This is a genomic window from Algoriphagus halophilus (genome assembly GCF_900129785.1).
GTDB lineage: Bacteria > Bacteroidota > Bacteroidia > Cytophagales > Cyclobacteriaceae > Algoriphagus > Algoriphagus halophilus.
In genome coordinates this window covers 321,363-341,488 of record NZ_FSRC01000001.1, presented here as the reverse complement: position 1 = coordinate 341,488, position 20,126 = coordinate 321,363, and the positions used below count along the sequence as shown (strand labels likewise).

Annotated in this window: 14 protein-coding genes; 9 read left to right on the top strand and 5 right to left on the bottom strand. The window is 39.2% G+C overall.

What is annotated here, in order from left to right; genetic code table 11:
- Positions 1–40: 40 nt before the first annotated feature.
- From BUR11_RS01450 to BUR11_RS01430, 5 genes are all read left to right on the top strand, one after another.
- On the top strand, positions 41–1,213 hold the full coding sequence (locus BUR11_RS01450) for an alpha/beta hydrolase family protein (RefSeq protein WP_159439196.1): 1,173 nt from the start codon (positions 41–43) through the stop codon (positions 1,211–1,213).
- A 741-nt stretch (positions 1,214–1,954) separates the two neighbouring features.
- Positions 1,955–2,491: a DUF2975 domain-containing protein gene (locus tag BUR11_RS01445; protein ID WP_074223063.1), complete on the top strand. Its 537-nt coding sequence runs from the start codon at positions 1,955–1,957 to the stop codon at positions 2,489–2,491.
- Positions 2,491–2,700, top strand: a complete 210-nt coding sequence (locus BUR11_RS01440; RefSeq protein ID WP_074223062.1) for a helix-turn-helix domain-containing protein — start codon at positions 2,491–2,493, stop codon at positions 2,698–2,700. Before BUR11_RS01445 ends, BUR11_RS01440 begins: the two co-directional genes overlap by 1 nt.
- A 45-nt stretch (positions 2,701–2,745) precedes the next feature.
- On the top strand, positions 2,746–3,414 hold the full coding sequence (locus BUR11_RS01435; protein WP_074223061.1) for a DUF6624 domain-containing protein: 669 nt from the start codon (positions 2,746–2,748) through the stop codon (positions 3,412–3,414).
- Between the two features lie 451 nt (positions 3,415–3,865).
- Positions 3,866–4,711 (top strand): N-acetylmuramoyl-L-alanine amidase-like domain-containing protein, encoded by an 846-nt coding sequence (locus BUR11_RS01430; RefSeq protein ID WP_074223060.1) that lies wholly within the window; start codon positions 3,866–3,868, stop codon positions 4,709–4,711.
- Positions 4,712–4,779: 68 nt separating this feature from the next.
- Here the strand turns inward: BUR11_RS01430 and BUR11_RS01425 are convergent, their stop codons facing one another.
- The 5 genes from BUR11_RS01425 to BUR11_RS01405 form a co-directional block, all read right to left on the bottom strand.
- Positions 4,780–7,485 carry a DUF4184 family protein gene (locus BUR11_RS01425; RefSeq protein ID WP_074223059.1) on the bottom strand — a complete coding sequence of 902 codons (2,706 nt, stop codon included), beginning with the start codon at positions 7,483–7,485 and terminating at the stop codon, positions 4,780–4,782.
- A gap of 10 nt (positions 7,486–7,495) precedes the next feature.
- The gene (locus BUR11_RS01420; protein WP_074225054.1) at positions 7,496–7,882 is read right to left on the bottom strand and encodes a response regulator; all 387 of its coding nucleotides are present in this window, start codon (positions 7,880–7,882) and stop codon (positions 7,496–7,498) included.
- Positions 7,883–8,011: 129 nt separating this feature from the next.
- Positions 8,012–12,094 (bottom strand): PAS domain S-box protein, encoded by a 4,083-nt coding sequence (locus BUR11_RS01415; RefSeq protein ID WP_159439195.1) that lies wholly within the window; start codon positions 12,092–12,094, stop codon positions 8,012–8,014.
- Positions 12,091–12,633, bottom strand: coding sequence for a heme NO-binding domain-containing protein (locus BUR11_RS01410; protein ID WP_074223057.1), 543 nt, complete (start codon positions 12,631–12,633; stop codon positions 12,091–12,093). The genes BUR11_RS01415 and BUR11_RS01410 overlap by 4 nt, the downstream gene beginning before the upstream one ends.
- A gap of 140 nt (positions 12,634–12,773) precedes the next feature.
- Positions 12,774–14,126 carry a sigma-54-dependent transcriptional regulator gene (locus BUR11_RS01405; RefSeq protein ID WP_074223056.1) on the bottom strand — a complete coding sequence of 451 codons (1,353 nt, stop codon included), beginning with the start codon at positions 14,124–14,126 and terminating at the stop codon, positions 12,774–12,776.
- 176 nt (positions 14,127–14,302) lie between these two features.
- On the opposite strand from BUR11_RS01405, the gene BUR11_RS01400 reads away from it, so the two are divergent.
- The 4 genes from BUR11_RS01400 to BUR11_RS01385 are packed head-to-tail and all read left to right on the top strand — an operon-like array spanning position 14,303 to position 20,126.
- Entirely contained in the window at positions 14,303–15,181 is an 879-nt protein-coding gene (locus BUR11_RS01400; protein ID WP_234982047.1) for a glycosyltransferase, read from the top strand.
- A 15-nt stretch (positions 15,182–15,196) separates the two neighbouring features.
- A complete protein-coding gene (locus BUR11_RS01395) occupies positions 15,197–16,282 on the top strand; it encodes a mannose-1-phosphate guanylyltransferase (protein ID WP_074223055.1) in 1,086 nt (361 codons plus the stop codon).
- Between the two features lie 17 nt (positions 16,283–16,299).
- A complete protein-coding gene (locus BUR11_RS01390; protein WP_074223054.1) occupies positions 16,300–19,311 on the top strand; it encodes a hypothetical protein in 3,012 nt (1,003 codons plus the stop codon).
- Entirely contained in the window at positions 19,308–20,126 is an 819-nt protein-coding gene (locus BUR11_RS01385) for a hypothetical protein (RefSeq protein ID WP_074223053.1), read from the top strand. Before BUR11_RS01390 ends, BUR11_RS01385 begins: the two co-directional genes overlap by 4 nt.

Sequence of the window (20,126 nt, the reverse complement as noted above, 5' to 3'; positions counted from 1 at the left end):
TGATCCAGAGTTTTGCGACATCATATCAAACAAAAAAACTATGTCAGCAAAATCAACAATCAAAAACAAAGCATTATCTATTATAGGAGTCCTTGTACTACTAATGTTTAGTCTGAGTATAATGGCTTTTAAATCTGCCAAAATCCCCGCCCCATCAGGAGACTATTCAGTTGGCTCTGTTGAACTGGAGTTCCAAGATCCAAATCGAGAAGGAAGGAAACTAAAGGTCATTCTTTTCTATCCGGCAGCAGAAATTCATCAAGAGACTATTCCTTATCATCCCTATCCGGATTCTCTGGAAAAGGATCTTAAATCCCTCTATGGAATCCCCAAAATCCTGATCAAAAAACTCAGTCGATCCACAATACCGACCAAAAATTTGGCAAAACCCCAAAAGTCTGATTCAGGCTTCCCATTACTACTATTCTCACATGGCTTCAATGGAAGTCGCTTTCAAAACAGTTTTCTTCTCCCTGATTTGGCTTCTCATGGTTATGTAGTAGCTAGTATCGAGCATACAGGTTCAGCGGCAGGAACTGTCTTTGAAGATTTAAGTATAGGAGGACTGACTCCTTTTGATTCGGTTACGCAAAATGAACCCTACAGTGATCGAGAAATTCTCAAGTGGAGCGATGATCAGATTTTTGTTTTGAACCAATTAGAAAAATTGACAAATGAAAGCCTAGTTCCTTTTCCTCTCATGATAAACTTTAAAAAAATCGGTGTCTTCGGTCATTCCTTTGGTGGAGCTACTTCTGCAAACACTTTGATTCGGGATAAACGATTTTTAGCCGGAATCAATCTGGATGGGTTTTACTTTGGAAAAGGTCATTTAGAAGGCTTTGAGCAGCCTTTCATGGAGATTCGTGCAGACAACCCTCCTGCAGAAACCATGAGTGAAAAAGATCTGAAGGAATGGAAAATGACCCAAGAAGAATATCATGACTTTTTATTCGTAGAATGGAAATTAAGGCTGGAGGGATTAGCAAGAGGTGGTTACGAAAGCTATGTTATTGAAGGAGCCAATCACATGAGTTTTTCAGATTTTACACTTATGTTCCCAATGGGCTTTATAACTGCTCCTCAACGAGAAAATCATCATGAAGTCACCCGCCAATTGGTCAGAAACTTTTTTGATGTACACCTAAAGGGGGAAGAGAAAAAAGAACTTGACTCAAAATTGAAATCTCTAGTCTTAACCCAGTCAGAATAATGGAGACAATTTCATTATCTCCGATTGTTTTAAATAGATTAAAAATCAATCTGATTTAGATAATCTTCTACTTCCTTCAATCTTAAAGGAAGTAGACTTCGGTTGCAACTATCGTTGATAGGGGGAGCAAAACCTGATACGAAAGTGTCAGGTTTTTTTTTGTTTTAAGGTATATCCGGCTCTTCTTGTGGTAAGAAGATTCTTGTACACAGTGGTTTTCGGGACGAGTCCAACTTTTCTTCATCGTGGAGGAGGAGGAGTCAAATCAATCCCATCCTCAAATCCAAGTAAGAATTAAGCGAATAATCATTTTGACACACTCAAAAGCCCAAGTAAAAGGAAAAAGAAAACACCTAACAGTGAATAATAAAATGAACCTTAGTTAGACCTACCTCAGTCAATAGTTCAATCCATTGTATTCCACGTAATTATTGTTTTTTAAACTGTTCGATAGAATAGAAAAAGGATAGAAGTGAAAGTATGAGATTGTATTGATTTTGGTCTTTATGTAAAATTAACAGATAATAAAGAGATTTTTGAAGACTAAAGTATATTCAGATAGTCCTCCTATATATGTAGTAGAAATTCAAGACACCTATTCATTCTAGAACCTCTCTAGTTGGGAAACATAAGCAATCAAGTTTAACACTCTATTAGCCTAGAGGTACAGAATAATTTTTTTCGATATTTTTTTATTGTTTTACAATAATTTTTTACCTTTGAAGAATAAAATTTAGAATTATGAATAGAAATTCAGTTTTAAAGATGGCAGAGATTTGCGCCAACGTATTGGGTGTTGTTCTTTTGATCTTAATCGGCTTGGAGCTAGCTTTTCTGGTTTTGGCCTTGTTCACCCCAGAATTAGTAAGTCAATGGATTCAAATTAAATCAGACGGTACCGTTTTATTTTCTACAGAACCTGAAAACAATCAACTTCAATTCAACCATTGGTTAATTGGTCTTATTTTCCTTCTCATGATTTTTCAAACATTTCTTTTTTGGAAAATCACCAAGGCATCGCTACTCATTATTCGATCCATTGAGAACTTTGACACCTTCAATATTCAAAATGCCACCGCTCTACGAAAATTAGGCAATCTAGTGCTCATTCTTTTTGCTCTACAATTGATTAAGTTTCTCCCTCAGACTGGAGGGGGATTTGACATAAAAATTGGAATCGAATTTGGAACGCTGCTTATGGCACTGATATTTTACATATTATCGGAGGTCTTTAGGGAAGGAAATAAATTACAGGAAGAACAAAACCTAACTATCTGATGCCAATTATTATTAACCTAGACGTCATGCTAGCCAAGCGAAAGATGCAATCCAAAGAATTGGCAGAAGCGATTGATATTACATTGGCAAATCTGTCCATCCTAAAAACGGGAAAAGCAAAAGCTATCAAGCTCTCTACTTTAGAAAAAATTTGCGAGGTTCTTCAATGTCAGCCTGGAGACCTACTTGAATTCATCCCTGAAAAATAATTTAAAAAGTACAGGGACATACCCCTCTAAATCAAAACTTTAAACATGAAAAACTTACTTGTCCTGATGGTCATGATGCCATTAGTATGTGCCTGCTTTGGCCAAAAAATAGAATGTAATCTTGAAGAAACAGCAAGCCAACTGGATGAAATCTATCAAAAAGACCAAGAAGTTCGAAAAGAACTAATGGCTCTCCTTGGAAAATACCAAGAAACCGGTGAAGGTGGAATTAAACTTCTTTTATTAAGCAGAAAGATGGAAAGAATAGATAAAGGGAATCAAGACTATGTATTGAGGTTATTGGAGAAATGCGGTTGGAATAATAAACTGCCTAAATCTTCACATGAAACCATTTTCTTGGTTCTTCAACATGCTGATGCACCCGTCATAGAAAAATACATTTCTTGGGTTAAGGAAAAAGTAGAGCTAGAAATACTCAAACCAGATGATTACGCCACCATGCTCGATAGGAAGTTGATGAATGAAAACAAACTTCAACTTTACGGAACACAAACACTTGCTTTAGAAAATTCGAATACCACCTATGTTTGGCCTGTTCAAAATCCAGACTCTTTAAATCTGCGAAGAAAAAGTGTAGGACTTCCTGATATGGATACGTATTTTAAAATTGCGCAAGACTCTTTTCAGGTAAAAATGGAATGGGATCCTAACCTTACACTGGAACAGGTGAATGCCTTGAAAAAAGGTAATTAATCATGGAAATAACAAGAAAAAATACGAAAGTCAATTTTACGAAATCAATAGAGGCAATTCCAGATCGATTAGGAGAATGTAACTCTACCTTGAGTCACTAAAAGCAGGAAGAGATTTGATTCAGTAAGGCAAATATTTCATTTCTTTCCAAAAGATGAATATCATGAATTTTGGCAAGTATGGTGTAAGAAGGAATATATAATCTCAACATGGGACTCATGACCAAAAAAAAAAATTACCTGATTCAACTTATTGAAAAACAAAATCATATAACCTTCCTTGGAACATGTAATAAAGGAATTATGGAGGCAAATAACATACCTAACTAGCCTTCACCCAGGAAAGCAGAAGAACGAAATTTTTGATACTTTCTGACTCCTTGCCTGTAGGAGTGGTATGATCTTGGTATTTCATTTATCTTCAACCATTCGTTCATCTTGGTTCTGAATCCATGAAATACATTATCCTAATAGCCCTGTTTACTACCTCCCTTTTCACTCAAGCCCAAACCGTTTGCTCATTGGAGAGCAGGGATAAATTGGAATTGTTTCTGGAGAAACTTGCCGAAAGCAACCTCTCTGGGAAGAGTCCAAATGAACTGAATACCATAATTGGGCAATGGTTTCTGGAAACTCCTTATGTAGAAAAAACCCTGGAAGTCCCAGGGTCTGAAAAATTGGTCATCAACCTGATGGGAGTGGATTGCACCACCTTTTTGGAGACCGTGGTTACTCTAACCAGATTGGCTGAAAGCAATGAATTCACCTTCGATGCCTTTGAGAAAAACCTGGAAGAACTCCGCTACCGTGAAGGTAAAAACCAAGGCTATCCTTCTCGCCTTCACTATTTTTCGGATTGGATTTTTGATAACCAGGATAAGGGAATTATCACCAATGTGACGGCGGAAGTGGGCGGCGTTCCTTATCCCAACCAGCCTACTTTTATGTCTGAAAATCCTCAATTTTATCCTCAGTTAAGTGATTCTAAAAACTTGGATGAAATCAAAATCACAGAAGGCATGATCCAAAAAAGGGGATATTATTATATTCCAAAAACCGAGATCAGCAGCTTAGAGAAGAATATCCAATCAGGGGATCTAATTGCTATCACGACTTCCATGTCTAACCTGGACATTGTGCATACGGGTTTTGCAATTCAGAAAAACGGAAGAATCCATTTGCTGCATGCTAGCTCTAAAAATAAAGAAGTGGAGATTTCTGAGAAACCCCTCAGCGATTATTTGGCTGGGAACAAATCCCAATCTGGAATCATGGTAGCAAGATTGGTAACCCCATAAAAAAGCCCTCCCCTCTAAGATAAATCCTATACAGGAAGGGCGGGGTGATCAGAGCAACCTCTCCGACTCTACTTAAAGTTTTTAGATACTTTGAAGGTGAAGTATTGAAATTTATATCCTGTTCCAGAAGAAGCAGCCACATTGGAAAACTGCCCATTGAGCCCTAAATCAAACCCATTGACTCTGTAATTCAATTCTGCTTGGGCCCTGAATGAAGGGGCTAATGGTTGTTTTTCGATTTGTTGGAATCCTCCGGCAGCTTGTATTTTGAAAGCCATTTTAGATACCAAAGGCATGGGTGTGCTATAATCCACAAATACCTCTGCACTCATAAATCGATTCGGAGCGAAATACAAAGTAGTTTCAGAATCACGATAGCTCAAGGCAGAAAAGTTCACCCCCGTTTTTAGGGTAGGCTCTGTTCTGAGCAGTCGATAGATTGATCCAAAAAACTGGATTCTGGAATTCTGATCATTGAGGATCCCATAACTTCCCTGAGAATAAAACCCGGTTTTCCCACCAAACATCAGGTGAGTTACATACCCTAGATTTTGACTTCTGATATTCTTGCCTAAGAGATCTGCAGTGAAGTTCAACAAGTCGGACCCATAGGTGATCCCAACCATCCGTCGATCATTGGGCTGGAACTTGGTTTCGAATTTCCCGGTAATTCCTATAAAAGAATCTCCAGTACCTGGTTTCACTTGCTGAACCATCAATTCCCCACTACTCTGCCAAGCTTGACTCCATACTATATTAGCGCCACCCGCTAAAAAACTGGAGTTGGTAACCTGTCCTTCTAGAGCTTTGACCTGACTTGCCCCAGCCCGGAATCCGATTTGTACCGGGGCATTCCTTGGATTTTGCCAAAAAGCAGCTTGCTCAGTTCTTGTGTTTTTAGCAACATCAGCAAAAAACCCAAGGGTGACTCCCACTGTTTGGACAGATCGATCACTGATCAATCCATTCAATTTCTGGAGTTGAGAAGAGGAAAGTTCAGGTTCGTATTTCTTAAGAATATGATCTGCTTTCTTCCATTGTTTCTTACCGATCAAAACCTCTGCATATTCTTGGATGTAAGGAGCTTTCGGGAATTGCTGGACCAAAGAATCGTAATAGGCTAGCCCATTGGAATAATTTCCTGCCGTGGTATACAATCTGGCTTTCATCACCAAGGATTGGTCCGGATCTACCAATTCCGTATTCTCAGAAAGGAAAGCTTCAGCTTCCTTGGTTTTGATATTCCAAAGAAGTGCATTGAAGTAATTGACCGTGGCACTTTTGTTTTTGGAATCTTGACTCCAAGCGGTAAATGCTGCTTCCAAAGCTTTGGAAGGCTTTTTGCTCATGAACAAGGCGTAAGAAAGATTGATTTTGACAATGGTGGATTCATAGTCCAATGGAATCAATTGATGGAATACCTCTACCGCTTGGGAAAAATCCTGATTCTGCAAACAAAGATCTCCTTTGAATAACAAAATCTGTGCATCGGCTGGATGGTGAAGCAGGATGCTATCCAATTGACTAATCGCCTCCCCATATTTTTCTGCCGCTCTCAGTTCACTTGCTTTCTGGATAAACTGTTCTCTAAGGGCTGGATCAAAAGGCTTTTCCTGTCCATTTGCGGCAATCGGAATAAAAATTAATCCCAAAAAGCCTATAAGTTTAAGAGGAGTATTGATATATTTCTTCAAACTCTTGCAAACATGGAAATACAGATCAGCAACTTTTCGATAACTGGAAACGAAAAACCCGCCTTGAAAGTGGAAGTGATCGGCGAGGCTAAAGGCAGTGCTACCGAATCCCTGAGAGGTAAATTGCCCGAAATACTTTCGAATGAGGCTGATCTCGTCTATTTGGATATCCGAGGGTTGACTGATAATGACCTGGGTTTCGTTAACGAGGTAATTCACATTCATTATACGCTGGCCGAACAATCCAAAAAATTGATTTTGCTTTATCAAAAGGGATCTGCTTTTGAACCCTGGATCAACACTTCTGGAATTGACAAATTCGTGGAGCTTGCGATCACGGTTTAAGCTTCTATTTCCTGCCAGTAGGTAGCCTATTGACGCGAAGATGACTCCATAAATAAAAGCCCCTACTCCCATCATAAATACATCCCAAAAGGAGATAAAATCAGGATAGAATAACATTCGGAATAGGACTGCCAAACCAAACCCCATGAAGGTCATCTTCCAAAATCTACGTTTCTTGGAGCTTTCAAAGTCTAGTACAATCAAGACCTTTAACTGGGTTAGGGAATAAAGAACCCAAACCAGCCCAAGGAAGCTGAAGGCATACTGCAAGAAATCGTACATCGGAATCTCTAACAGTCCGTCCCCTAATGTTTCTTGAAATACGGGAAATAGCTCCACCATCCATCCATCGTAATGAGTCATTCCATCCAAAATCAAATGGGTAAGGATTCCCAGAAGCATAGAGCATAAAATTCCTATCCAGTTTGTTTTCAGTGAGCTCAGCCAATTCAATCCCAGGTATTGGATGGTTCTGGATTGAATCCACACGGGTGAAGCTTTAACTAATGGGATTTTAATCAGGCAATGAAAGATCAATGCCATCATAAACGCTACCGGTAGGTCAAAAAGCAAAATACCTTTCAGTGTATGCCCAATATTTTCATTTAATTTTAGCTGAAGGTAAAACTCCAAATCAGGCACGATACTCCCAATGACCAATCCTGTTTGAGAAAGGCGGTTGGAAGTATTTGAAAAAGGAAGAATTGCAGCTGGATGTGAAAACGTAAAGGGCATGATGATGGGATTAGGCTACTTGAGAAGATTGAAAATTGGAAACCAGATCCGTCACCAGTTCCTCAGTGACTGTAGTTTTGAGTAGATATTCTACGGAACCAAATTCCATGGCTGCAATCGCCACTTCCAGGTTTTCCAATGCTGTACAAAAGATCACTTCGATGCCAGGGTAGTACCCTTTCACTTCCTGAAGGATATCCAATCCATTGGAGTTTTCCATTTGGTAGTCTAAAAAAACCAATGCTGGGTTGAGATGGATATTTTTTAGACAGCTTTGTCCATCTTCAAAGGTGTGGATTTTGGTAAATCCGATCTTCTGAAGAATCTGTTTTAAGACTTCAGTCCAAAAGGGATCGTCATCAACAATAAAGGCAGGTAAGATTTTAATATTTTTCATCTTTTCTTTTTTCCTACCCCTTATTCCAATTTGAGACCAAAACAAAAAAGTGCCTTAGAATGACTCTAAGGCACTTTTTTAAAATCCCAATTCCAGTTATCGGAATTTAATTCCATATTTTGGAAACCCTTAATTTGGCTTTATACCTTTCCTTTCTCCCAAATCCATGGAAACCCAATCAAGGACTTCTTTTAAATGCTTCATCAAATAATTCATTCTTTCAGAATTCTGTTGCTCCAAAACCTGAGTTTCAATTTCACTCAGTTCATCTGCCACTTCATGAATTCTCAACATTTTTATGGAAGGCTTTATTTTATGAATCAACTTCTTTACTTCTTCGAAATCGGATCTTTCAAATGCCTGAACAGCCTCATTCATGGAGTTCATCACATTGGTCTGAAATAAAAGGATCATCTTTGCCATAAACTCAACATTTCCCTTGGAAATAGCCTCCAGTTCTGTCAGTGAATAGCGCTCTAAGGGTTCCTTATGATCTTTCTCCAACGCTTTTACAGCAATAGGCATCCCTTGAAACTGCTGGGAAATGAGATGTAATAATTGTTTTTCCTGAAATGGCTTGGCCAGAAAATCATTCATTCCATGTGAAAGGTATTTTTCACGATCTCCTTTCATCGCAAAAGCCGTCAAGGCGATAATAGGAATGGCTAACTTCAATTCATTTCTTATCATGTGTGTAGCCATAATCCCGTCCATGACAGGCATTTGGACATCCATCAAAATCAAATCAAAGGAATTAGACTTCACCGCATCAATGGCCTCTTCTCCATTGTTGGCGGTAAAAATTTCCATTTCATTCTGCTCCAAAATCGTGGATGCCACCAGCCGATTGAATTCATTGTCATCGACAACTAGAATTCTTTTTCCTTTGAGAAGTGAAGGCTCTATGGAAATAGGTTGATCTTTAGGTAGGTCCCGCTCTTCTCCTTTTTTGAATTTTAAGACAACAGAGATGATGGACCCAACCCCTTTTTGTGATTCGATCTGCATCGCACCATCCATTAATTGAACCAGTTCTTTGGTAATACTTAGTCCCAGGCCTGTACCCCCATATTTTCTAGTAATGGTGGTATCTTCTTGCACGTATTTCTCAAAATTACTTTTCACAAATGACTCTTCCATGCCAATACCAGTATCAATCACCGTAAATTTCAGTTCTTGCTCTTCCTTGGTTTCTGAAAGAAGATGGCATTGAAGGATAACTTTCCCCATATCTGTAAACTTGATGGCGTTAGAGAGGAGATTTAATAAGATTTGATTCACTCTTATTGGATCTCCTATTAATACCTCTTGGATCTTTGGATCATAGTTTAAAACTGAAAACTCTAATCCCTTACTTTCCGCTTTGGAATTCATCATCCCAAAGACGTGTTCCATAATATTTTTTGGCCTAAACCCTATGGACTCTATGGTCATTTTACCAGCCTCCAATTTTGATAAATCCAGAATATCTTTGATAATAACCATCAGATGGCTGGCAGAATTCTGAATCGCTTTGATGTATTTTTCCTGTTGGTCATTGAGATTGGTTTTAGCCAATTGCTCACCCATTCCCACAATAGCATTCATCGGGGTTCTGATCTCATGGCTCATATTGGCAAAGAAGATTTCCTTGGCTCGTTTGGATTTTTCTGCTTCCTCCCGCTGTCGGATCAATTCTTCCTCTAATCTTTTTTGATCAGTGATATCCAGGTGGATTCCGATAGACCCTATCAATTCATTTTTATCATTATAATTTGGAGCACCACTGATAAACCACCATCGATATTCTCCATTAGGCTTTCGATATTTCAGTTCATACGAGTCGGAAAGCCCTGTTTTCCTACTTTCAGACTTTGCCAATAAACGCTTCTTATCTGATTCATTCAGTAACAAGTCAATGGCTTTTCTCCCAATCAAATCCTCCAAATCCCAACCAGCCATATTACAAAATGTCTGGTTGGCATGTAGGACATGGTCCTCCAGATCCACCTCCAACAAACCAAGATTCATGTTGGAAATGATATTTCTAAATTTCTCCTCTTGCTGAAACAATCTCAATTCAGATTGCTTTCTCTTCTGTACATTGACCAGCATTTGAGCAAAAACAAACAATAACTCAATTTCTTTATTGGAGTAAGTATGTTGTTTTTTGACTGAATCAAATCCTACAAACCCCAGGAGATCATCCTTAAACATCATAGGAATGGCGATCAGGCTTTTGATGCCTTGAGGCTCTAAGATTTCATAGAGCCCATCCATGCCTTTGCTCTTCAGCAAGGAAACATCCTCTACAGAAAAAGGCTTCCCTTGAGAATGAACTTCATACCATTGTGGCACATATTCCAAAGGAACATCCTGGGTATTGTCAATTTCTTTGGAAACTCCTTCCGCACACCATTCATGCGTACAGGAGCAGGTAAACGCAGAAAGGTTATAGGAGAAAATATAGGCTCGATCCGCATCGACAAACTCTCCTATTCTTTGTAAGGATGCATCTATATTAGAGTCTACCTCATCCAAGTCAATATTGATGTAGGTAGAAGAAATATCAATGAGAATATTTTTGAGCTTTTCCTGATTTTCTAGGAGCGCTTCAGTTTTTTTACGCTCCGTGATATCCACCAAAATCCCATTCATTCGAACGGGTATTCCCTCCTCTACTATCAATTTCCCTTTATTCTGAACCCATTTTACTTTTTGGGAAGGGGTAATAATTCTATATTCTTTCGTGTATTCCTGATTTTCTTTTATTTCCTCAAGAATTTCATCTAAAATATGTAGATCCTCTGGATGGATCGATTTTTCCCACCAAGAGGTGTCTTTCATCAAGGTATCCATATCCAGTTCAAACAGATCCTCAGCGGAAGGGGTAAAGAAGATTCCCTTAAATTCTGGATAACTGACGGACCAAATCACATCTCGAAGTTCGTTCAAGACACTTCCCAGCTTTTTATTCAGGTTGATCAGTTCTTTCTCCGCGGCTTTTTGTTCGGTGATATCGGAATGGGTACCTATGATTTTTAAAGGAAGTCCATTTGAATCTTTCTCGATGACGATCCCTCTGTCTTTTACCCATTTAATGCTCCCATCTTCATGAAGCATTCGGTATTCCAACTGATGGGAAGAGATTTTTCCCAGCCTATAATTTTTGTCATTTTCATTTAATAAATGAAGATCAGGTTCATACACATGACCATACCAAACATCTTCCAAATTGGTGGATGGATCAAATTTGAGACCTAGGAAATTTTTTGCCTTATTCGAAAAGCTGGTTTTTCTGGTCTTGAAGTCGTGTTCCCAGACATTGTCACCAGAAAATTCCAATACTTGACGGAATGTTTGCTCAAATTCCTGTATTCTATTCTTGGATATCTTTTCTTCTGTCACATCCTCTACCAATGTGAAGTAATGTAAAAAGTCTCCTTTTTTATCTAAAATCACTTGACCATTCACCCTGGCCCAAAACCAAGTGCCATCTTTTCTATAGTGCTTTAATTCAACTTTAAAGGGTTCCTTTTTAAAAAAGGACTCCAGCATTCTTTTCAATTCTTCTTTTTGGGTTTCCTCCCCTTTTCCTAATTCAATCGGTGTTTTACCAATCACTTTCTCCCTCTCAAATCCAGTCTGATGAAGATATCCTTCATTGACATAGGTAATAATTCCCTCTTCATTGGTAAAAATGATCCCATCCAAATTGGCACTTGCCACGTAAGAGAGATTTTCTAGCCTTTCTTTTTGAAGGGAAATGGTCCCGATCAGTTCCTTGAGATCAGCAGTAACCAATTCCTGATTTTTTATTAAATGTAGCAGGTCTACTAAAGGATCTAAAGGAGCAAAATCTGAGATAGATAAATCATTGGCAACCAATTCCTCAATAGAACTAAACCAAGGTGAACCCAAAAACAGAAGTAGCTCTTTTTCTTCGAAAAATTCGAATTGTCCCCGGAAAAGCGTTTCCTTTCCATTTTTCAGCTTCAATAAAAATGTTTTAGAGGAACTTTGAGACAAATATTCCACATCAAAATCAGTATCCTTAGGTCTGTTTATTAGAAATAAATCAATTGCCCTTTGCCCTCTTACATCACCCAGCATTTTCCATAGACCGGGACCTATAAATAAGATTTCACCATCTTTTGACAGCGCAAAATGAAAGGGAAAAGTCCTGTCTAAATGACTTTTTTTGATTTCGATATGGAATTCATTGTTACTCACCAAGCAATTTTAAAAGCTTCATGGGGATGACCATTGTATTTACCTAATATATGAACAATGTCAACTTTAGTTTCAAATAATTTACCTAACCCTGACAGCAATCCCTTGACAAAACCTACTAACCCTTCTCTTTTGGAAAAATAATGTAAGACCAATGAGTTTGCTTCAATATCTTCCACCTTAAATTCTGGAGGAGTCAATTTGGGGTAAATCAACATAATTCGATCATGGAAAAGCGGAAGATTAATCAAAAATTCCTTGAGATTAGCCCCTCCAGCTTTCATTAATCCTCCGTATTTTTCACTTCCGGTCTTGAGAATCCACCATTCTCCAAAAGCAAACAATACTTCCTCTACTGTAATATTCAATTCCTCAGCAGCAGCTGTCGCCAATTGGTAGGTAACAGCATCATCATAAGGTTCTGTACTGATAAAATAATCAATATTTATCCCGCTTTTTAGCTTGATCAGTTCCCATTTCTCCTGTCCATAATTGGTGGTGATGAGCTCCTGAATCGACTTATTTACTAACCCATACATAGTTTAACAATTTTATAGGCACATACTGTAGAAAAACCAAGCCAATTCATGAAGCCTTACCAGGAGTTCATATGAACCTGTTTTAAACTAAAAAGTATTTTAATTTTCCGTTTTTTGGAATTTTTTTCCAGATTCTGGAATCATTCGGGATTAACCTCTCCCTCCTGGATCATTTTATAAATGGTGCTTTTTCCAATATCCAATGCTTTGGCTGTTTCTATGACATCCCCCTGATGCTTTTTCAGGTAATGATTGATGATATCGCAGGTATGCTGCCTCAAAGTCTTATTCTCCATCAAGAACATATTTTCCTCTTGAAGAGAAAAGAAGCTGATGTCCTTGGCTTTGATTTCTTGCCCCTCAGCCATGACCGCTGCCAACTCAATCACCGCTTTTAGTTCCCGGATATTGCCTGGAAAAGGATATTTCAAAAGCTTATCCTTGGCATCAGCTGCTAAAGAAAGTGAGGATAATTTATTGGTTTTAACAAAATCATCGATGAAATGCTTCGCCAAAATCAGTACATCAGACCCTCTGTCCCGTAACGGAGGAAGCTCAATCGGCAAGCCCATCACTCTAAAAAATAGATCTTCCCGAAAATTCCCCTTTCTGACTTCTTCGGATAAATTTTTATGCGTAGCCGTGATTACTCTAACATCCAATTTTACTGCCTCATTCCCTCCCACTCTAGTAAGCTCTCGCTCCTGAAGTACTCGAAGCAATTTCGATTGGAGGTTCAAATCCATCTCTGCGATTTCATCCAAAAAGATGGTTCCCCCTATTGCCTCTTCAAACTTTCCGGTTTTCCGGCTTACTGCTCCCGTAAAGGCCCCCTTTTCATATCCAAATAGTTCACTTTCTATCAGGTCTTTTGGAATTGCAGCCATATTGACTGCCACAAAGCTTTTCTTTTTCCGATCACTATTATAATGAATGGCTTTGGCCACCACTTCTTTTCCGGTTCCTGTTTCTCCTGTAATTGAAACATTAATATTGGTCTTAACTGCTTTTTCAATCAGAGTAAAAACACCCTTCAACACAGGACTATTTCCCAAAATGGTCTTTTCAAAAGTATACCTCTGACCCAACTCCTCTTTTAAAGTCTCTACCTCTTTCTTTAAGGATTGATTTTCCCTGATCTTGATGACACTGTTCCAAAGCAAATCTTTTGTTGCATCATCTTTTACCAAATAATCGCTCACCCCAGCTTTTAACAAGCCTACCGCCACACTGATATCTTCTTGAGAACTAATCACCACAACTGGAATCGTAGGGTTAAACTCTTTGATTTTTTGAAACAGTTTATCTCCGGGCATATCGGGCAACGAAAAATCGACCGTAATCAAATCAGGCTTTTCCTGAAGCTTCAATAAACAAGCCTTTGCGGTGGAAAAAAGATGTACCTCATAATCTGGGTTCAAGCCTAGGTGATACTCCAGAATCTGTCCATACCAGGGATCATCCTCTACGATAAATATTTTAAACTGGCTCATAGCATTTCAATAGTCCTATAAGTTACAAAAAGGTTTAGAAAGAATACAATTTTTGGAATTTATTCCATTTTCTGGAAAAACAAACTTTATAGAACTAATCAAACTATTGATTATCAGTATTTTAATATTTTGGTTTAAGGTTTGAATAATTGTTGGCACACCGAAAAACAACAAGGATGAAGACTTCACAGAATCAAATACAAAAAAATGAGATCACCGAAATGCTCCAAAGTGCATTGAATTATGAACCAGAGATTCAGCACCAATATGCAATTGTAGTTCCTTGCTACAATGAAGAAAAAAGGTTTGCCTATCAGGAGTTCAAAACCTTTGCCCAAAAGCATCCAGAGGTTTTACTCTGCTTGGTGAATGATGGAAGTAAAGACAGAACGCTGGCAGTACTTAGAGGAATCCAGACCGATAGTCCCAGTAATATTGTGGTTTTTGACATGCCCCAAAACGCTGGTAAATCTGAAGCAGTGAGACAGGGGATGTTGTTTGTTCACAAAAATTATGACTCCAAGTTGATCGGTTTTCTAGATGCTGATCTAGCCACACATCCTGATGAATGGTTACAAATGGCTAAATACAAAGAGGCTCATCCAAAGTATGGCGCCATTGTGGGAAGTAGAATCCAGCGATTGGGTGCAGATATCAATCGGGATGACAGCAGATCATTTGTAAGTAACATGATCAAAAAAATCATCAAATCCATCCTACGGGCAAACTTCCAAGACACTCAGTGTGGAGCTAAAATCTTCCAACGAAACCTGGTACCCTTTTTATTCAAAAACCAGTTTGAAACTCCTTGGCTTTTCGATGTAGAGATCTTTTTGAGACTTCAGCAAAAGTTCGGAAAAACCACCCTTCAAAAAGGAGTATTGGAATACCCCCTACTTCAGTGGTCTGAGATTGGAGATTCCAGATTGAAACTGAAAGACACCATCAAAATACCATTACAATTACTAGGTCTCTATTATCACTACCAAGTCAAAAGAAAACCAAAGAGCATCCTGACTAACAAACAGTTGAAAGTTGCTTTATCATCCAATTAATAAATCACACAACCCATGAAAAATCAAAATAACTACGTAGCCATCATGGCAGGAGGAGTCGGAAGCAGATTCTGGCCAATGAGTAAAACCAGCTATCCGAAGCAGTTTTTGGACATTCTAAACACAGGGAGAACCTTGATCCAATCCACCTATGACCGCTTTTCTACGTTCATCCCTGAAGAAAACATTTTTGTGGTTACTTCAGCCGAGTATGTTGAAATCGTAAAAGCGCAACTTCCTCAGTTGCCAGAAGAGAACATCGTAGCGGAACCTGAAAGAAAAAACACAGCTGCCTGTGTGGCTTACATTTCCTTCAAGCTGAAGAAAATGAATCCCAATGCCAATATGATCGTGGCTCCTAGTGACCACTTGATCGGTGATTTGGAGCTGTTTACCGAAACCTGCAAAAAAGCGTTGGATTACACGGCCAATCATTTTGCATTTGTGACGCTAGGCATCAAACCTAATCATCCCAACACTGGCTATGGCTATATTCAATTTGATCAAGAAAAGAGCGAATCCGGAGTTTTCAAAGTCAACAGATTTACAGAAAAACCAGATTTAGCTACTGCTAAGGAATTTCTTTCTGAAGGCAATTACTTGTGGAACTCTGGAATCTTCATCTGGAAAGCAGAGGATATCGTGGGTGCTTTTTGGGAGCATTTCCAATTTATGTACGATTTATTTCAAGAGAAAAATGCTGATCTGAACACCCCAAAAGAAGCTGATGCAATCCTTGAAATTTACGAAAAATGCCCTTCCACTTCCATTGATTATGCGATCATGGAAAAAGCCAACAATGTGTTTTTGATTCCATCTGACTTCACTTGGAATGACTTGGGCACTTGGAACAGCGCCTACGACAATTTCCAAAAAGACGAAGAAATGAACGCCAGTAATAGCAAAAGCACCATTCTGGTAGACAGTAAAGGTTGCTTGGTACATTCCAACGAACAAAAACTAATGGTGATTGGAGGTTTGGAAGACCTGATCATTGTGAATACGCCGGAAGCACTTCTGATCTGCAAGAAAGAAAATGAGCAGCAGATCAAAGAATACGTAGCCAAGGTGAAAGAAGTCAAAGGAGTTTTATACATCTAATCAAACCGATTTAAAAAGTGAAAAATCAAGATCACATGCTTTGGAGTGAATTTCTAGGGAAAAGGCTTCTTTTGGTAGCCTTATCCTTAGGGCTCCTGACTCATGGTATCATTGTGTATTTCACTTTGCCGCAAACTTATGATGCGTATGTACATATGTTTTTTGCGGATCATTATTCCAGATTCTGGTTTGAGCCTTGGGAATACCGTTGGTACACTGGTTTTCTGACCATCAGCTATCCACCTTTGGTACATCAGTTGATTGCGCTGATCAGTAAAATCTTTCCGCTAAAAATCGCTTTCGCCATCTATGCCATCACCATCTTCGAAGCGTTGATTCTTGGGGTATATAGATTTACCAAGATGTTTTACTCCAAACAGACCGCGGGAGTAGCGGCAATCTTGGCGGTGGTGTTGAGCTCTTTGGTAGAAACTCTTCACGTGTACGGGCAAGTGCCTACCCTCACCGGTCTTGCCTTTTTGTTGAATGCACTTCCTTTCCTGTACCAATACCTCAAAACTTCAGACTGGAGGTATTTGATCATGGCACTTGCATTTATTGCGGTAACTGTAAGCTCTCACCATGTGACTGCCATCTTCGGAATGGTTTTTTTCATCGCTCCAGCAATGCTGATGGCGTTGGTAGATGGCAATCCTGAATTGGGCAAAAAAAGTCTATTCGGAAAATTCATTCCAGAGCTTTTGGTTCTTGCTTGGAAGAAAAAGAAAGAGATCCTCTTTTTTGGATTCTCCACCATTTTCTTGGCCATTGCCTTAATCTTCCCTTACTGGTATTGGAGCCGCACAGACCCAATTACACAGGTCTCTATACCTCATGGATCAAGAGACAATTTTCTAGAAGAAACTAGCTCCGGATTGGTATTTTACATCATTCCTTTGTTATTGATCTTCGCGCTTTTACCTGCGATTTCTTTCTTGATCACCAAAAAGAAAAGACATTTGGGCTGGGCAGTTTCCTTCTTTGCCTGTTTGCTATTGGGTAGCGGCGGCACCACTCCTTTGCCGAAAATGCTTTTAGGAGAAAATGCCTTCAATATCCTGACCTTGGATCGATTCGGTTTCTGGGCATCCATCATTGCGATTCCTTACATCAGCCATTTTTTGGTTTCCTTCATCGGAGGATCCATCAAAAATTATTGGACTGGAAAATATGGAGAAACTTCCCATTTCCTGATTTCTGGATTGAGTGGATTTTCTTACTTACTCTTTATCATTTATATCTTCCACTTGGCAAGTTTCCGCCCTTTGCAACCTAAAGCAGTTGAAATCGAGCCTATCATCAACTTCTTGAACCGGGATGACCACATGCGTTGGAGATACCTGACTCTAGGTTTTGGTGACCAAATGGCCTGGCTTTCATCCAATACCCTGGCTGCGACAATCGATGGCAATTACCACTCTGCAAGAAGACTTCCTGAAATGACTTCCCGGGCTGTAGAGCGATTGGAAAATGCCAAATACCTGATGGAAGATGGAATGGCTTCCTTGAATGATTTCCTTACCCTGGCGGAAAAATACCAACTCAAATATGTGTTCAGCAATGATCGCTACTATGATCCGCTGCTTTTTTATTCAGGATGGAATCGCACCATCCGATTGGAAAACGGAATCATGGTTTGGGAAAAGGGAAATATTTCCACCATCCAACCCATCAAACCAACGGAGTTAAATCCAATGCTGAAAAAACTATGGGGAATACTACCTGTCAGCACCCTAATCGTGGCAATGGGATTAACTTTGGTCTATTTGTTCTACTTCAAAAAAACCCAAAATGAATTGATCGCAGAGGAAGAAGTTTCCATCTATCCCAAAACGATTATTCATACTTCTGCCTGGATTCCATTTATCCTCTTCAGCAGCTTTTTGATCTATCAGATCTACGAATTGCTGTTAATCGATGAGCAAAAAGACCCAGCAACCACCATATACTCTCATTTTAACCATTTGGATTTCCAGCGATTTGAGGACGCATTCCAGTTTTTCAAACCTGGACCCGCCTATAGTTTAGACCAATATCTACTTGAAAAATCAGTAAGTGACGGAGGTCTTCTACCTTCTTTTGCCAAACTGGATCATTTGGAGATCGACACTTTGAAGCTGGAGGAGAATTCGGCAAAAATGAGGATTCATAGCACGTGGAGAACTTCATTGGGTCCAAGAGAAAAGGAGGAAGAAATGAACCTGGAAAAGATTGAAAACAAATGGTTCATCCTTCCCCCACAGTTTGAACTGGAAATTCCGGAAGAGCAGGTGATCACCTATACCTATACCCTCTTTAAAAAAATGGGGAAACGCGTGGTCAGCAGTTTTCCAACTGTCAAAGACGATCGGATCAAAAAACCATTTGCAGGTTTTTATCAAGCAAACCTGGTTCAGGTGGGCGAAGAATTGAACCTCACTGGAGAATTGATCAATGCGGACAACATTCCGGTTACGCTCGCATTGAAAGCCATACTCACCTTTGAAAATGACAGCATAGCCAGCTTTTTCCCACAACGGAAAATCCATTACAACTTGGCTCCAAAAGCTTCCACTTGGTTTGAGATCCCTTTGGGTTTACAAGCGCTATCAGGAGATGCAAAAATCAAATCCATTTCATTGGAATTGGAAACTGACATCAGTGAGCGTGGCTATATCCGGGGAGGAGAACTTACCTACAGGGTCTTAAGTGATGGCTCTCAAAACACACTTTTTGAAGCTTCCATGAAAAATCCATTTACCGGGGAAATCACTATTCCAGGAGTTTTGATTTCGGAAAAGGATTCTCTAGGTAGAATTGTACAAGTGGATCTTTGGACTTATCCAAAATCTATCCGAAGTGGGCTGGAAGCTTCTTTTGAGATTCCTTTCCAAAAAATTGCAAGTAAATCAAACGTCTTAAACCAGATCCCAATTCAGTTAAAAATAAATGGTCAAGACCGTCAATTGCTTGAAAACCAACCTACATCCAAAGAAAGCATCAGCTTCTTGCCGCATTGCTTTTTGTCCCAAGAAATCTACTTACAATGAGAAGAACATCTTATATCCTCTTCTTGGTTATGGTTCTTTTCGCTTGTCAACAAGAACCTGTGAGCCAACCTATAGTTTTAAACTCACGCGCTATCTATGTGGTCAACCAAGATAGTTTGACTTTTGAGGTTAAGGGAGAAAATTGGACTGCTTGGGTTCAAACACCTGTTCAAGTAATCTACCCTGAATTGACTCAGCAAAACAGCCAATTGACTGTTCATCTTACTTCAAAAGAAGGTGTAATTGAAGGTCCGGCTTTTGTCACACTTCAGGCAGCAGCCCAGCAGTTTAATTTTCCTATTTATCTTAAAAACCCGGCTTCTAAATTTCAATTAGAGGATTTGAGAAGTCCCAAGACTGTCAACACGGATTCATCAATGATTCAACAGCAAATTTTGTATGCTTTTGACGGGTCTGGGAATTTGACAGAACTGGAGGAAGGCAAGTATTTCCAAGAAAACTACCTGGAATTAGCTCCGAAAACAGGCACATTTAAAGGAATTACCAGCACAGCTGTATCCAGTTTTTATGTGGACCCAGGAACAGTTAAAACTATTCCTTTGACCTATTTCTCAGATCCAATTAACCAAACGGTAACAATCAAGGCTGGCCCTCTACTGGATCAATTTGAAAACACTGTTTCCAATGGAACGCTCGTCATTTTCTCCTTGGAAAAAGCAGGAGAAAAGAAACTAATAGAATCAGTAGTGCAGGATGCTTATAGTCAATTTACTCTTCCGGTTTCGGAAACCGGAAATAGCAGTATCACTGCAAGAATTGCCCATATCATTTCTCAAACCTTAACGCTCGATTAA

Bases quoted from the DNA above. Each gene is read 5' to 3' on its own strand.
- BUR11_RS01450 (WP_159439196.1), top strand. From the start codon at position 41: ATGTCAGCAAAATCAACAATCAAAAACAAAGCATTATCTATTATAGGA.
- BUR11_RS01445 (WP_074223063.1), top strand. From the start codon at position 1,955: ATGAATAGAAATTCAGTTTTAAAGATGGCAGAGATTTGCGCCAACGTA.
- BUR11_RS01440 (WP_074223062.1), top strand. From the start codon at position 2,491: ATGCCAATTATTATTAACCTAGACGTCATGCTAGCCAAGCGAAAGATG.
- BUR11_RS01435 (WP_074223061.1), top strand. From the start codon at position 2,746: ATGAAAAACTTACTTGTCCTGATGGTCATGATGCCATTAGTATGTGCC.
- BUR11_RS01430 (WP_074223060.1), top strand. From the start codon at position 3,866: ATGAAATACATTATCCTAATAGCCCTGTTTACTACCTCCCTTTTCACT.
- BUR11_RS01425 (WP_074223059.1), bottom strand. From the start codon at position 7,485: ATGCCCTTTACGTTTTCACATCCAGCTGCAATTCTTCCTTTTTCAAAT.
- BUR11_RS01420 (WP_074225054.1), bottom strand. From the start codon at position 7,882: ATGAAAAATATTAAAATCTTACCTGCCTTTATTGTTGATGACGATCCC.
- BUR11_RS01410 (WP_074223057.1), bottom strand. From the start codon at position 12,633: ATGTATGGGTTAGTAAATAAGTCGATTCAGGAGCTCATCACCACCAAT.
- BUR11_RS01405 (WP_074223056.1), bottom strand. From the start codon at position 14,126: ATGAGCCAGTTTAAAATATTTATCGTAGAGGATGATCCCTGGTATGGA.
- BUR11_RS01400 (WP_234982047.1), top strand. From the start codon at position 14,303: ATGAAGACTTCACAGAATCAAATACAAAAAAATGAGATCACCGAAATG.
- BUR11_RS01395 (WP_074223055.1), top strand. From the start codon at position 15,197: ATGAAAAATCAAAATAACTACGTAGCCATCATGGCAGGAGGAGTCGGA.
- BUR11_RS01385 (WP_074223053.1), top strand. From the start codon at position 19,308: ATGAGAAGAACATCTTATATCCTCTTCTTGGTTATGGTTCTTTTCGCT.